This window comes from Bacillus cereus group sp. BfR-BA-01383 (assembly GCF_022663495.1).
Lineage (GTDB): Bacteria > Bacillota > Bacilli > Bacillales > Bacillaceae_G > Bacillus_A > Bacillus_A cereus_AU.
In genome coordinates this window covers 38,838-53,461 of record NZ_JAKUFP010000021.1, presented here as the reverse complement: position 1 = coordinate 53,461, position 14,624 = coordinate 38,838, and the positions used below count along the sequence as shown (strand labels likewise).

Below are 14,624 nucleotides of genomic sequence, written 5' to 3'. Positions count from 1 at the left end.
TTGTCTTCTTTGTTCTTTGTATGAGCGGGGTATAGCAATCTTTTATGCTGATAACTCCTTTAAAGTATCACTTAATTTGAACTTTCTTAATTGTAATGAAGCAATCATTGCTGCTCCTGCTCCAAGAATCACACTAGCTAGAGCCAATATGAAAACTTGATTATACGGAATGATAATAACCGTTAACTCTAAGCTTGATAACACAATATAACTAAACAAAATTCCGCCAAAAATGCCAATACAACCAGCTATCGCTCCAAGTAAAGTTCCCTCTAATAAAACAATCCGTCTCATTTGCTTAGGAATAGCTCCTACCGCACGAATCATACTAATTTCAGCACGTCTTTCATGTAAACTTGCGACAATCGCATTCATTAATCCTATACCAGAAATAATGAAAATAATTACAACTAACAAACGAATTAACATCATCATTTGCGATAATAATTGCTCTTGTTCTTTCAATAAATCATAACTGTTTATAACTTCTACATTCTCTTTATTATTTGTAATTTGTTTTACTTGCTTCTTAATCGCTTCAAATGATTGATTAGAATTTGTCATAATTTGAAGCGCTTCATATCCTTGCACGTGAAACTTATCACGGGCCCATTGTTCATTTACAAAAATATCTGATCCTCTTAACCTTAATCCTTGCTCAATAATCGAAACGACTTTAATTGTTTGCTTTTCTTTCCCTTTACCTTGTACTTCAATCGTATCATGCAACTGAAGCCCTAAATTTTTAGCCGTTTCCTTCGTCACGACTCCCTCACCATCTTGTAATGGCTTATTTAGACCTTGCCCTGCAATCACTTTCGCCTTTGTTATTTTTTGATACGCGACAATATCATTCCCCACAACTTCTATCAAATCAGGTTCAAAATTATTTTTCCTCGCGTATTCATACCATTCTTGATTCGCTTTTTTAAAATCATAATTTACAAGCTTTGCTGTAAAATCAGTAGCATTCCCGGCACTCGCCTCTACACCGTCAATTTTTCTAACCTTCTCCATCCAACTAAACGGTAACGTTTCTATTCCTTGTGACTCTACTGGAATTCTTATCACTAAATCTGCTGGTAAATGTTTTTGTAATCCTTTTTTCATACCTTCATACATAGAATTTACATACATCGTTCCAACAAGTGCTAACATAAAACCAAATGCTAGTATAGCAACTGACACAGCTGCCTTATTCCGATAACGAATTACATTCCGGCTACTAATCGTCGTTTCAATTCGTAATATCATTTGAAACGGTTTTGCAATCACTGGTGCTATCATACGAATAAATAACGGAATCGCAAGCAACAAACCAACTGCAAATAACAGCGCTCCTACGGCACTTGGATTAAAACCGATATACTGCTCTAATACGTTACCTGCTAGTCCAATAACAGTACCAACAATTAAAATGCTACAACTAAAAGCACTCCATCTTTTTTCTTTTTTCTCATTACTAGGAAGCCCTGGTCGAAGTGCTTGAACTGGTGGAATCTTTCTAACCATGAAAGCTGGTATAATGGCCCCTATGACAGACATAACAATCCCTAGTAAAAACGTAATGAGTAAAATCTCACCTGAAATCGAGAATGATTCTTTCCCTGCACTCTCAATATTCACCCATTTATTAATGAATGATGCCGCGATTGTTTGCGTACCTGCTCCAAGAATAATCCCTGCTAGCGATCCAATCGCTCCGATGCATAAAGCCTCTAATAAAACGACTAATATAATTTGATTTGGGTTACTACCGAGTGCACGTAATAATGCCCATTGCTTAAATCGACTTCTGACAGATAAGAAGAAACTTCCCATTATTAAAAGGGCTATAACAAATAAGGCAATACCACCTAAACTAAAAATTAACGGCTTCATTACATTTAGTCGTTCAAATGCCTTATCAACATAAGTACGTTGGTCCACCTTTATATTTTCTATCTTCTTATTTACATCAAGAGCAATTGCTCTCTTCACATTTACATCGGTTGTTTTCACTTGAACGAGATTGAATTGATTTGGTAGATTTAATTCTTTTTGAAGCCAGTGGATTGGAAAATAAGCACTATGCCCCATTGCCGCCATTAGCGGTGGATTTAAAATCCCGACGACTTCCACAGTCTTTTCTCCATGCTGCGGGAATGGTAGTTTAATCATATCTCCTACCCGTATATTTTCACGGTCTGTATACCCTTTTGTCAGTGCTACTTCAGCCCCTTCTTTCGGATATCGACCTTCTAATATTTTATAAGAATGCATTTCTGGAGAATCTTGCTCAACACCCCAATAGGATGGCTTTCCCGATAACTCTTTATAATTTGGAAAAGGATAAGGTATAAGTACTTTCGATATTTTTTCAGCATTTTCTAAGCCATCTATTCCTTTTAAACTTTCATTATTTAAATACATATCATTTTTTATATAGCCAAATTGTAAATTATAATCTCCATACCGACTTACCACTTGTTCTTTCACACTTTGCTCTACTGATTGATTGCCTAGTAATAACATCGTCGCTAACATAACACCTAAAGCTGCACCGAGGGCAATCAACATATTTCGCAACCAATTTTGTTTCATCGATTTTATCGCATACTTAATTACCCATCGCATCACCTTTACCTCCTACTTTAAAGTGACGATTCATAATCTCTTGAATTTGAGTAACTTGTTGCGGGATATTTCGAAATTTCCATCCTTTACTTTCAGCATGTTCATGAATCACTTCACCATCTAATAAGAAAACGACTTTATCAGCATGGGCCGCTACGAATGGGTCGTGCGTTACAATAACAGCTGTTTGTCCTAACTCATCACATGCATTGCGAAGTGCCGCGATTATATTTTTGCTATTTTCTGAATCTAATGCCCCTGTTGGCTCATCGGCTAATATGATAGCTGGCTCATTTGCAAAAGCTCTTGCTATCGCAACCCTCTGCTGTTGCCCACCTGATAACTGTGCTGGTAAATGCTTTTCTTTTCCCTTTAGCCCAACGAGATCTAATAAACGATTTGCTGTCACCGCTGCCTTCTTTTGCGAGACATTATCTAACAGTAAAGGCAATCCTACATTTTCCTCCGCGCTAAACACCGGAATTAAATTAAACTGCTGAAAAATAAAACCGATTTTATGCCTTCTAAATAAAGCGAGCTCTTTTTCTTTTAATGTTGAAATCTCTGTACCATCAACTCGAATACTACCTACCGATGGAATATCTAATCCACCTAACAACTGAAGTAAGGTCGTTTTACCTGATCCACTTGCCCCCATAATACAAACAAAATCTCCTTTTTGAATTTGAAGATTGATACCTTTTAATATCTTTACTTTACTATCCCCAATATCAAACGATTTTTCTAACCTTTCAATTTCAATAATATTCATCACGATATCCCCTTCTCTCTCTATTTGCCAATCTATATATTCTATTCAAAAATGCAAAATCCCTACTATTTTGTATTTTTTTGTCACATACTAACATGTACCCCGCATTAGCTAATTAAATTTCTACTTTATTTCTCACGTTAGAAAAGTTGACCCTCGCAATGAAAGTAATCATACTTGTTACACGAATACAAAAAAACTACTCACATATCCACAAATAGGAGGAAGAACAATGAAACATGTAATCGTTTATGCACACCCGAATACAGAAAGCTTCAACCATGCTATTTTAGCAACTGTAAAAAGTGAATTAGAAGGAAAAGGTCATGAAGTACGCGTTCGTGATTTATATGAATTAAACTTCAATCCAGTATTAGGCGCTTCCGATTTCATCTCATTTTCTCAAGGAAATACACCAGAAGATATTAAAGAAGAACAAGAACATATCTCTTGGGCTGATAGCATTACATTCATTTACCCAGTTTGGTGGGCGGGACTTCCTGCTATTTTAAAAGGATACGTTGACCGTGTATTTAGCCACGGATTCGCTTATGCTTACGGTGAAAATGGTATTGAAAAGTTATTAAGCGGTAAAAAAGGCTTATTATTATCTACAATGGGAAATACAAAAGAAGCATACATAGCAGGCGGTATGTTTGACGCAATGAAGAAAACAGCTGATGTTGGTATTTTTGAATTTACAGGCATTGAAACACTTGAGCATACATTCTATACAAGTGTTCCTTCTGTGGATGATAGTGTGCGTAAACAATATCTTGAAGAAGTGAAAGACGTAGTGAATCGTGCGTTTTAATAAAAAAACTCTGGTTATAACAACCGGAGTTTTTATTTCATCATCAATTTCGGAATATATCTTTGAAGAATGTTTTCTAATTCATTCATATCTTCCTGTCTAATCAGTAAATTCACATTGTCATTCATTTTTTCTCGCCCGCGATATAAAAATATATTTTCTTTCGGATTTTCCCATGTTGATGTTTTATAGCCCTTTAATTCTTCGTATGAATAAAAGTTCAATCCGTCTATTACACCTTTTTCATATATTTGTACACTTTTAATAAGATGGATAGCTATTAAAGTCATAAAACAACTTGCTACAGCATGAATACCTAACTGAATGAGAAACTGTTCAATTGTACCAATATCACCACTTACGTACTGAGCATATATATACATACATTGTCCGATGAAGTACGCTGGTCCAAGTAATGCAATCCAACGTCGTTTCAACCGAGGATATGTTGCAATAAGTTTTCCCGCGCTTTTTTTCATTTCATTTATTTTATATATCTTCCATAGAACAAAGAACAAAACACATAATGTAAAAACAAACATAATACATGACATCCAATACACTCTTATTCCCTCCCCCTTTTATATCACCACATATAAATTTTACATTTTATATAACTATAGTACATATGCAATTATGCATAAAAAAAACAGGCAACCTCTTCCGGTTACCTGCATTTCATTACATCTTCGCAATCCACTCCGTCAAGTTATGCACAACTTGCGTCGGTTGTACTTCATATCCTGTTAACTTCTCCACAGTTGTTACTCCAGTGTGGACAAGAAGGGTATGCATGCCAGCATTTATCCCCGCTAAAATATCCGTATCGTAGTTATCCCCAACCATCAATGCCGCATCTTTTTCTATGCCAAGCACTTTTAACGCTTGTTCCATAATGATTGATTCTGGTTTTCCGATAAAGATTGGATCCACACCTGTTGATACTGCTACAACTGATGTTAATGAGCCGTTACCTGGTAATAATCCGCGCTCAGTCGGAATGGCAATGTCCCCATTTGTGGAAATAAACGTTGCACCGTTACGCACAGCAAGACACGCTTTTGCCAATTTTTCATATGTGATGTCACGATCTAAACCGACAACAACGAAATCAGGATTTTCATCCACAAGTTCAAATCCTTTTTCCACAAGTGCATCGTGTAAGCCTTCTTCACCAATCATATATACAGTTGCATCTTGTTTACGCTCATAAATGAAGTTTGCTGTCGCCATACTCGTTGTGAATACTTGCTCGGCTTTAGCTGGAATATCGAAACGAACAAGTTTTTCTGCCACTTGTTCTGGTTTACGAGTTGAGTTATTCGTAACGAATAAATACGGAATACCGCGCTCTCCCAATGCTTTTACGAAGTCGCTTGCTTCTTCAATTTGTTCTTCTCCGCGATACATCGTACCGTCTAAATCAATTAAGTAACCTTTATACATCGATTATGTCTCTCCTTCTATGCTAACGTTCTCATCTATCATACCACTCTTATATTACCCGCTTTTCCAAAAGAAAAAAACGCTTTACCTTAAAGCGCCCTATAACGTTCATTTTTTCTCTTTTATTTGGTAAGAACAATTACAATCGCCTTCACACATGTTCGTTAATGTCTTCACATTTGCATCTACAAATAAACGCTTATACATCTCTTTTTCATCTTCACACACTTGAGGGAACCTCTCTGCAATTTCCTTTAACGGACAGTTTTGCTTTTCAAGTATAAAAGAATTCTCCCCATCTCTCTTTATTTGAACCATATAACCATGTTTCTCTTGCATACCGGCTATCTCTTGCACTTTATATGCTAAATTCTTTTGATTACTGACTCTCTTTTCTAATGTTTCTTCCATTCGCTTCGTTCTCTCTTTTAAAACGTAACGAAGTACTTTTTCATCGCCCATTCGAGCTAAATCTTCAAGCATATCAATTGCAAATTGCTTATACTCTTTTGGGAATGTATCTTCTCCCTTTTCACTTAATCCATACAAATAAGTTGGTCTTCCGACATGTTGTCTTACCATCTTAGAATAAATAAGTCCATCTTTCTCAAGATTACTTAAATGCCTTCGGATCGCCATTTCCGTAATCTCTAAAACTTCAGCTAATTCTGCTACCGTATGCTCTCCCTTTACTTTCAACAATTGGATAATCTCTTCTTTCGTAGTGCGTGCTTCCCCCATGCTTCACCCTTCTCCCTTTTCTTTCTCACATACAATATAAGATCCCCAAAAGGCATTCCCCGGGGATCTTATAAGCATAATTATTCTGGTACAAATGCAGATACAGGTCCTAATTCCTTTTCTAAATAACTGCGAATATTTGCTGGGTATTTTTCTACCACTGCAATTTGTTTTTGAATCGTCTTATATAATTCATCATGATTCATTTGAATATAATCTTGCGTAAGCATTTTTCGAAGAAGGATCACTTCTTTTATTCCTACTCCTTCTTCTGCACTTATCACTCGCTCGTCCATTAAAATATCGATAATATCTTCATAACTTCCTGGATCGCGCATAATAAATCCATCAATCATCGCATTGCCTACATCTAATACACAATCAATCATAAGATGGGCTATGCGCTCTAATGCATAAAATTCAAACTCGGTTTCATATATCTTCTTCTCTTGAAATGTATTTGTTGCTCGTTCTAAACATACTAGCATTTGTTCTATTTTCTTTCTGTCTACGAAGTACATTCATGTCACCTACCTGGAAATTAAAGCATTTACATTTTAATTGTAACGCTTTCTTCTGAAAAAATCGACAATTTTTCGAATTCACCTTTTCTCCATTATTTGTTATAGTTATACCTGTATGATTTTTGAAATTGGAGGAATGCAACCTTGGAACGTGAACTCGCACTAGAAATTGTCCGTGTAACAGAAGCAGCAGCCTTAGCATCCGCACAGTGGATGGGCCGCGGAAAGAAGAATGAAGCAGATGATGCAGCAACTACAGCTATGCGTGATATGTTCGATTCAGTAAACATGGCAGGTACAGTTGTAATTGGTGAGGGAGAACTTGATGAAGCACCGATGTTATATATTGGTGAAGAACTAGGAACAGGTAACGGTCCAGAAGTAGATATCGCCGTTGACCCGTTAGAAGGTACAAACATCGTTGCAAAAGGTCTTGCAAATGCAATGGCAGTTATCGCAATCGCAGATAAAGGAAACCTTCTTCATGCTCCTGATATGTACATGGAAAAAATCGCGGTTGGTCCAAAAGCAGCTGGTAAAATCAGCTTAGATGATCCAATTGAAAAAACAATTGAAATTGTAGCAGAAGCTAACAATAAAAAAATTCGTGATCTAACAGTTATCGTCCAAGAACGTGAACGTCATCAAGATATTATTGACCGTGTTCGCACAAAAGGTGCACGCGTAAAATTATTTGGTGATGGAGATGTTGGTGCGTCAATCGCAACAGCACTACCAGGAACAGGTATCGACTTATTCGTAGGTGTTGGCGGAGCTCCAGAAGGCGTTATTTCTGCAGCAGCATTAAAATGCCTTGAAGGTGAAATGCAAGCTCGCTTAGTTCCAATGAATGAAGAAGAAGAAGCTCGTTGTCGTGAAATGGGATTAGAAGATCCTCGTCAACTTCTTATGTTAGATGACTTAGTAGCTGGTGATGATGCAATCTTCTCAGCAACAGGTGTTTCTGCTGGTGAGTTATTAGACGGCGTGAAATTCCTTGGCGGAGATTTAGCTGAAACATATTCTATCGTTATGCGTTACAAAACAAGAACGGTACGATTCATTAAAACGCATCACCATTTAGATCATAAACCACACTTAAACTTAGATATTTAATAAAAGGAGCCATGTGTATGGAAGAACGTTTCTTTCTGTACGACGATACAGTCGCTACAAGAACTCGTTTCGTTAGCTTTATGGGGGAAAATGAGCGTCATGATTTAGCGCTTTTATACTCCGATCGTCATTACGGTAAAACGATTGTACTTGATATGCAGCGCAATAAATTCGCTATCATCGGTCCTGACGATTTAAACGAATCAGGCTACTTAGAGCACGCATTTTCTATGTCTGAAGAAATTGCAGAAGAATTACGCTCATTTTTATTTGAACTTATATAATTTATCTTATGCACCAGCTATGTTAGCTGGTGTTTTTTACAGTAATAATTTTGAATTTTCAAACTTTTATGGTATACTTATGAACAAATCTATTTGGATAGAAAGGACGTTATCTACGTATGCCAACATTTACTTTGTAATGGACCAGCAATTGGATAGCATTACTCTCAAAAAAGCACCGTGCTTTTTCAAGGGAGTAGTCTGCCCATTCCCATTACAAAGGAACGTAACGCATCTGTAGTATGATGTTTACGGAGGTTCCTCTTTGGAGGAATCTCCTTTTATTTTTGTCTCTTTCTTATGTCTTCATACTACAAGACATCCAAATAGCTGTATTACGTTTCTTTGCCACTAATATAAGAGGTGAAGGAAAATGCAGAAAGTACAACTTTCTTGGGGTTTATATGAAAATCAGCAACACACAATCGAAAAATATTGTAAAAATTGCGGACGTACTACCCTATTTACCGATACGAATATTCGTAGGCATAACGCCAATGGAAAAAACATATACCGATTTGCCATTTATAAATGCCCGAACGATCATACGTGGAATCAAAAACTGCGCATTTATAAATCATTTACTGATCATGTTGAAACTGTCGATATGGCTCTGCAAGACCAAACAGAATCAAGTACTACCATTTCCATTAAACAATACAAAGAAAGTCATATAGTCGAAATAACAATCGTATTAGACATCGTTTTCGGTTCCCACCGAATCGATAAAGCATTATCCACATATATTTCAGATTGGAGCCGTACACTCATTGTGGATAAAATTAAAAATGGGGATATTCAATTGAACGGACAACAAATGAAACCAAACGCATTACTTTCTGAAGGCGATTCTATTTCGATTTGTTTATAAACGAGAATATGAAAAAAACCTCTTACAATCGTAAGAGGCTTTTTTATTTCTTCACTTTTCGTAGTACAAAATGTGCACAACCGAAGTTACAGTACTCGTATAAATACTCTGATAACGTACTAATTTTCGTATCATATGTCGAACGTTGATTACTATCATCAAAGAAACCACGCAATCTAAGTTGCTCATAACCCCAGTCCCCAACGATATAATCATATTTATTTAAAATTTCTGCATATCGCTCTTTAAATGCTTCTTCACTAAAACCATCACGAAAGTTTTTAATTACTTCGTACTGAACATTATTAACGCTCACCGTAGCATGAATCTCTTGCTTTTGCTCCATCATTAACTTCCTCTCTAAGCATTCTTCTTTTTATCGTATCACAAAGCATAACAACCAACAATTTCAAATACAAAAAATTGCAAATTAGTACATGCTATGGAGAAGGAGGTGATACATCGTGAAAAAACAAATTGCCCTTTCCCTTCTCACTCTTTCCCTATTTGCAGGCTGCCAATCAACTAATAAAGCCGAAATGGAACGCGAAGAAGGAAGCCGTGTTCTTGTTTCTAATAAAAACGACATGTATCATACAGAAAATACAAATACAAGGCTCACAAGAGTCGGCTATTCATCCAAACAAAAACATGAAGTATCTAACAAACAAGTAGGGGCCATTAACCGTGAGAAAGTTGCTGAAATGATCACAAGCATGACAGTCAAACTTCCTGACGTTACAAACGCTGCTACACTCGTTACCGATGATGAAGTGTTCGTTGTATATCGTGCAAACACAACGGATCAGAAACTCGTAGCAGATCAAGTATATAAAACAGCTTTGTCCATCGTCCCTCGCTATTATAAAGCATATGTATCGACAGACCAAAAGTTGATTTCTCAAATTCAAGGTCTGCAATCCGGTGCATTAAACGATAAAGAATATGAACAAAGTCTTGATATGCTAAAACGTGAAATGAGTAAAAATCCTCATTTGAACAATACAGGGGATCAAACTTTGAATAATATGATTAAAAAATAAAAGGTGGAGAAAACCTCCACCTTTTTTACTATTTCTTACAATCCGCATAAACCTCCATCGCATCACACATAAATTGCGCTAAACCTTCACCAAACTTATCGATATTTTTCGTAAAGCGCTCATCAGCGACGTACATTTGACCTAATCCCTTAAAAGCATCTAACGAATAGTGACCGAAGTTTTGCAAGTAATCGTACCATACTCCAATTGCTTTTTGCGCCTCTTTAGAATCAGGTGCACCGTGTCTAAGTGCCGCTAAATTTCTATAAATAGTATTAAACTCTTCTTGTTTCTCTTTTGACATACCTTTTGCAGCATCATTCGCTTTATCTACAGCTGCGTCCCCCCATCTTTCACGTGCTTCTTCTTCATATGGGTTATGGCTGAAATCAAATCCTTCAAATTTCTCTTTGTTCGTCATTTCAATCTCTCCTTTTGTATGCTGAATAGTTTTATCAATCGTCGCAATTACTTTATCTAACCTAGCCCGCTTTTCAAGAAGCATTTTCTTATGAAGCTCTAGTGCCTCTTCACGATCAAATGATGGACTCATGATAATTTCTTTAATTTTCTTCAAAGGGAAGCCAAGCTCTTTAAAAAACAATATTTGCTGCAATGTCTCTAAATTTTCATTGGAATACAGACGATATCCAGACTCTGTCGTCTCGTCTGGGGTTAACAACCCAATTTCATCATAATGATGCAGTGTGCGCACACTAATCCCAACTAAACTAGCTACTTCTTTTACCCTCATTGGCATGTGTATCTCCCCCTTAGTACATACGATAAAGTATGACGCAACGTTAGAGTCAATAAGTAAATTCATTTTATCTCGCTATTTGCTGGGCAGTAAACGTTCGATTGGTGAAGGCTAAAAGTTTCATCTCACCTATATTTCATGCATAATAGATATGTACATATATTAGAAAGCGGTGAAAGTATGGTTTCAAATACGGTAATTGCCAGTATCACAATTCAGCTTGTGCTTTCGGTTCTGGTACCAATTATTGCGCTCGTTTATTTTCGTAAAAAATATCATATTAATTGGAAGGTTGTTGGAGTTGGTGTCCTTATCTTTATCGGATTCACCCAAATTCTCGAAACACCATTCCACCTATTTATGCGTGGAAATCCAGCGATAGCTCCATTTTTAGAAAACCCATTTATTTTTGCAATATATGGCGGATTAACTGCTGGTATTTTTGAAGAATTAGGACGCTTCGTTGCCTTTTATTACTTACTGAAAAAATATCAAGAATATAAAGACGGTTTCGCTTACGGACTTGGTCATGGCGGAATAGAGTCCATTTTAATCGGTGGATTCTCTGCTTTGCAAGCACTTATATTTGCGAATTCAATTAACAACGGTAGCTTCGCTCAAATGGTTGAAAAAATGCCGGAGCTTGGTCGTCTACAGGACATGTTAATTCAGCAGCCTGCTTATTTATACCTCCTTGGTAGCCTAGAAAGAATTATGGCACTAGTACTGCAAATCGCCTTTACAATGCTTGTCTTATACGCAGTAAAACAGAAGAAATATATCTTCCTTGCGTACGCTATACTATTCCACGCATTTGTAGACTTTTTCGCGGCACTGTATCAAACAAAAACAATCAATATCTTTGTTGCGGAAGGAATTACACTTCTCTGTACAATTGGCGCTGTCGTTCTTATTCGAAAAATGAAAGCGAAATTAGTGAGTGTGCCGGAGTAAAAATAACCCACCATTTGGTGGGTTATTTTTCATATGGATTATCGCAATGATGATAACTTTTGCCCCCTTGCAGCTCCCTCTTTGTTTCTGCATCTATAACGATATATTTATGCAACTCCTCTACTTCATTTTGAGAAAAAGAAGCGAAAAAGTATACTTGGCGATTAGGATGAATAAACAAATCTTGAAGCACCACTCTACTACGACAGCCGACAGCTGTTTTTTGCCTAAAAATAAATTCCTCATCAGCCACTTCTTTAAATAAGATTTTTTTACGAACACTATACGCTGCATTGTTATATTCTTTATAGATTTTCTTATCTAACTGTTCATAAAATACATCCTCACGAACGAATGATTTATTTTGATTGCTCGGGTACTCTAATTTTTGATTAGATTCTGCATATGTTGTGGATAATTGTGCGAGAAAACAAATACTGAATACAATACATATCATTTTTTTCATAATCGCACCTCAACTTTTCATTATCCACATTACTTTTCCACATACTTAAATCACTATGCCCTTTCCAAGAAAAAGGAATTTTTTCCACATTTGTCGAAGTATATAGCGTCAACTTGAAAGATGGGGATGAATTATGAAGAAAATTATTGTAATACGACATTGTTCAGCAACGGGCCAAGAACGTGATGCCGAATTAACGGTTACCGGAAAAAATCAAGCAAACATCCTTGCTACATTCCTCTTAGAAAATCATCTACAAATAGATCATATTATTTCAAGCCCATTTGTCCGAGCTATCGATTCTATTCGGCCCTATGCGCTCCAAACTAAACTATCTATCCAAGAAGATGAACGGTTAGCCGAGCGGGTATTAAGCGATGCTCCAATGGATGATTGGATGCAAAAACTAGAATCTACTTTTACAAATATAGATATTGCCTTCTCAGGCGGAGAGTCAACAAAACAAGCGATGGATCGCGCCATATCGCTTATTCAAGACATTTTAAAACTGGAGCATGACACAACATTACTCATTACACATGGAAACTTACTTACACTAATTTTAAAGCACTTCGATTCTACCATCGGCTTTAGTGAATGGAAAACTTTAACGAATCCTGATATGTACGAAATTACAATCGATGAGCACTATATCATAAAACGATTATGGAACGAATCATCCAAGTAATATCCCTTTCCAAAACATTCAGTTGACGCCGCGAGAAGAGACTGTACTAATAATAGAAAGGGGTATCACTCCATATGTACGAAGACGTACTTGCTTTACTACATAAAACAAATGTTTCTTACGAAAAGTTTGAACACGAGCCGGTACTCGATTATGAGACAGATCGTATCGTGCGTGAAAGGCTTGGCTTACAAGGCACTCCAAGTAAAAGCTTATTTTTAAAATCAAAATCTGGAGATTATTACGTATTTTTTACGTTAGAGGGAGCTCGGCTTGACCGAGGAGAGATGAAAAAAATAACTGGGGAACACTTATCCCTCTGTTCTCCTGATGAATTAAGAATGGAAACTGGTTGTACTCCAGGATGTGTAGCTCCTTTCGGTTATTCACAAGATGTAACGATTATTGTGGACAGTTCCATTTATACGTATACTAAAATTTTAATTACACCTGGTGTACCTGAATTTACAATTGAATTATCCACAGAAGAATTAAAAAAGATTTTATTAACATGCCCAAATACCGTTTTAGAGTACAAACAAAAAGAGAGCTAATGATTAGCTCTCTTTTTTCATTATTTCGCTTCTGCTGTTTTTTCTTTTGCCGAACGTACTTGCTCGTCCGCATGGTAAGAAGAACGCACAAGTGGGCCAGCTTCACAGTGGCTAAATCCTTTGCTAAGTGCAATTTCTTTTAGCTCTGCAAATTCTGCTGGTGGGTAATATTTAAGAACTGGTAAATGCTTCTTAGATGGTTGTAGGTATTGTCCAAGAGTTAAAATATCCACATTGTTTGCACGTAAGTCATCCATTGCTTCAATTAAATCTTCTCTTGTTTCACCTAAGCCCACCATAATGCTCGATTTAGTTGGGATATCAGGCTGCATTTCTTTTGCTCGACGTAAAAACTCTAATGAACGGTCATATTTTGCTCTAGCGCGAACTCGGTTAGATAATCGACGTACCGTTTCAATGTTATGGTTTAAAATATCTGGTTTTGCATCCATTAACATTTTTAAGTTTTCTTCTACCCCACCCATATCAGATGGTAATACTTCGATAGACGTGAATGGATTTTTACGACGTACAGCGCGTACTGTTTCAGCAAAAACAGCTGCTCCGCCGTCTTTTAAATCATCACGTGCAACCGCTGTTATAACAACGTGCTTTAAGCCCATTTGTACTACTGAATCTGCTACGCGTTCTGGTTCTTGTAAATCAAGCTCATTTGGCAAGCCTGTTTTAACTGCACAAAAACGACAAGCACGTGTACAAACCGCACCTAAGATCATAAATGTTGCTGTTTTCCTTACAGCCCAGCACTCATGAATATTCGGACATTTCGCCTCTTCACAAACGGTATGAAGATTCTTAGAACGCATCATTTTCTTTAAGCCTGTATAGTTTTCATTCGTGTTTAACTTAATTTTCAACCATTCGGGCTTGCGCTTATATTCTGTTTGTTTTGTCATGGTTATCAACTCCGCACAATATGAAATAGTTTACCGTGTTCGCTTCTTTCAATGTAAC

The 14,624-nt window shown here is 36.8% G+C and carries 18 protein-coding genes; 8 read left to right on the top strand and 10 right to left on the bottom strand.

The window, feature by feature from the left end; translation table 11 throughout:
• Positions 1-42: 42 nt before the first annotated feature.
• Positions 43-2,616, bottom strand: a complete 2,574-nt coding sequence (locus MR065_RS18300; RefSeq protein ID WP_242214637.1) for an FtsX-like permease family protein — start codon at positions 2,614-2,616, stop codon at positions 43-45.
• Positions 2,600-3,388 carry an ABC transporter ATP-binding protein gene (locus MR065_RS18295; protein ID WP_097904274.1) on the bottom strand — a complete coding sequence of 263 codons (789 nt, stop codon included), beginning with the start codon at positions 3,386-3,388 and terminating at the stop codon, positions 2,600-2,602. The genes MR065_RS18300 and MR065_RS18295 overlap by 17 nt, the downstream gene beginning before the upstream one ends.
• Before the next feature lie 232 nt (positions 3,389-3,620).
• Here MR065_RS18295 and MR065_RS18290 point away from each other — a divergent pair, with 232 nt between their 5' ends.
• The gene (locus MR065_RS18290) at positions 3,621-4,202 is read left to right on the top strand and encodes an NAD(P)H-dependent oxidoreductase (protein WP_242214636.1); all 582 of its coding nucleotides are present in this window, start codon (positions 3,621-3,623) and stop codon (positions 4,200-4,202) included.
• Positions 4,203-4,234: 32 nt separating this feature from the next.
• On the opposite strand, the gene MR065_RS18285 is transcribed toward MR065_RS18290, so the two are convergent.
• The 4 genes from MR065_RS18285 to MR065_RS18270 all read right to left on the bottom strand — a co-directional run bounded on the left by MR065_RS18285 (position 4,235) and on the right by MR065_RS18270 (position 6,910).
• A complete protein-coding gene (locus tag MR065_RS18285) occupies positions 4,235-4,765 on the bottom strand; it encodes an iron ABC transporter substrate-binding protein (RefSeq protein ID WP_242214635.1) in 531 nt (176 codons plus the stop codon).
• A 118-nt stretch (positions 4,766-4,883) separates the two neighbouring features.
• Positions 4,884-5,648: a TIGR01457 family HAD-type hydrolase gene (locus tag MR065_RS18280; RefSeq protein WP_242214634.1), complete on the bottom strand. Its 765-nt coding sequence runs from the start codon at positions 5,646-5,648 to the stop codon at positions 4,884-4,886.
• 108 nt (positions 5,649-5,756) lie between these two features.
• A complete protein-coding gene (locus MR065_RS18275) occupies positions 5,757-6,389 on the bottom strand; it encodes a helix-turn-helix transcriptional regulator (protein ID WP_242214633.1) in 633 nt (210 codons plus the stop codon).
• 80 nt (positions 6,390-6,469) lie between these two features.
• Positions 6,470-6,910 (bottom strand): DUF86 domain-containing protein, encoded by a 441-nt coding sequence (locus MR065_RS18270; protein ID WP_242214632.1) that lies wholly within the window; start codon positions 6,908-6,910, stop codon positions 6,470-6,472.
• 147 nt (positions 6,911-7,057) lie between these two features.
• On the opposite strand from MR065_RS18270, the gene glpX reads away from it, so the two are divergent.
• The 3 genes from glpX to MR065_RS18255 all read left to right on the top strand — a co-directional run bounded on the left by glpX (position 7,058) and on the right by MR065_RS18255 (position 9,184).
• Positions 7,058-8,029 (top strand): class II fructose-bisphosphatase, encoded by a 972-nt coding sequence (glpX, locus tag MR065_RS18265; protein WP_242214631.1) that lies wholly within the window; start codon positions 7,058-7,060, stop codon positions 8,027-8,029.
• A gap of 17 nt (positions 8,030-8,046) precedes the next feature.
• On the top strand, positions 8,047-8,313 hold the full coding sequence (locus tag MR065_RS18260; RefSeq protein ID WP_097904267.1) for a DUF3055 domain-containing protein: 267 nt from the start codon (positions 8,047-8,049) through the stop codon (positions 8,311-8,313).
• A 373-nt stretch (positions 8,314-8,686) separates the two neighbouring features.
• The gene (locus tag MR065_RS18255) at positions 8,687-9,184 is read left to right on the top strand and encodes a cytoplasmic protein (protein WP_242214630.1); all 498 of its coding nucleotides are present in this window, start codon (positions 8,687-8,689) and stop codon (positions 9,182-9,184) included.
• 43 nt (positions 9,185-9,227) lie between these two features.
• Here the strand turns inward: MR065_RS18255 and MR065_RS18250 are convergent, their stop codons facing one another.
• Positions 9,228-9,530, bottom strand: coding sequence for a YutD family protein (locus MR065_RS18250; RefSeq protein WP_002174050.1), 303 nt, complete (start codon positions 9,528-9,530; stop codon positions 9,228-9,230).
• A 118-nt stretch (positions 9,531-9,648) separates the two neighbouring features.
• Between MR065_RS18250 and MR065_RS18245 the strand changes: the two genes are divergently transcribed.
• Positions 9,649-10,227, top strand: coding sequence for a YhcN/YlaJ family sporulation lipoprotein (locus MR065_RS18245; RefSeq protein WP_097904263.1), 579 nt, complete (start codon positions 9,649-9,651; stop codon positions 10,225-10,227).
• A 28-nt stretch (positions 10,228-10,255) separates the two neighbouring features.
• On the opposite strand, the gene MR065_RS18240 is transcribed toward MR065_RS18245, so the two are convergent.
• Positions 10,256-10,987 carry a MerR family transcriptional regulator gene (locus MR065_RS18240; RefSeq protein WP_242214629.1) on the bottom strand — a complete coding sequence of 244 codons (732 nt, stop codon included), beginning with the start codon at positions 10,985-10,987 and terminating at the stop codon, positions 10,256-10,258.
• A gap of 138 nt (positions 10,988-11,125) precedes the next feature.
• Here MR065_RS18240 and MR065_RS18235 point away from each other — a divergent pair, with 138 nt between their 5' ends.
• Positions 11,126-11,941, top strand: a complete 816-nt coding sequence (locus MR065_RS18235) for a YhfC family intramembrane metalloprotease (RefSeq protein ID WP_242214628.1) — start codon at positions 11,126-11,128, stop codon at positions 11,939-11,941.
• A 22-nt stretch (positions 11,942-11,963) separates the two neighbouring features.
• Here the strand turns inward: MR065_RS18235 and MR065_RS18230 are convergent, their stop codons facing one another.
• A complete protein-coding gene (locus tag MR065_RS18230) occupies positions 11,964-12,407 on the bottom strand; it encodes a hypothetical protein (protein ID WP_242214627.1) in 444 nt (147 codons plus the stop codon).
• A gap of 133 nt (positions 12,408-12,540) precedes the next feature.
• Here MR065_RS18230 and MR065_RS18225 point away from each other — a divergent pair, with 133 nt between their 5' ends.
• Both MR065_RS18225 and MR065_RS18220 read left to right on the top strand, forming a co-directional pair.
• Positions 12,541-13,095, top strand: coding sequence for a histidine phosphatase family protein (locus MR065_RS18225; RefSeq protein ID WP_097904261.1), 555 nt, complete (start codon positions 12,541-12,543; stop codon positions 13,093-13,095).
• A gap of 74 nt (positions 13,096-13,169) precedes the next feature.
• On the top strand, positions 13,170-13,649 hold the full coding sequence (locus MR065_RS18220; RefSeq protein ID WP_242214626.1) for a YbaK/EbsC family protein: 480 nt from the start codon (positions 13,170-13,172) through the stop codon (positions 13,647-13,649).
• A gap of 20 nt (positions 13,650-13,669) precedes the next feature.
• On the opposite strand, the gene lipA is transcribed toward MR065_RS18220, so the two are convergent.
• Positions 13,670-14,566, bottom strand: a complete 897-nt coding sequence (lipA, locus tag MR065_RS18215; protein ID WP_097904259.1) for a lipoyl synthase — start codon at positions 14,564-14,566, stop codon at positions 13,670-13,672.
• Positions 14,567-14,624 lie beyond the last annotated feature (58 nt).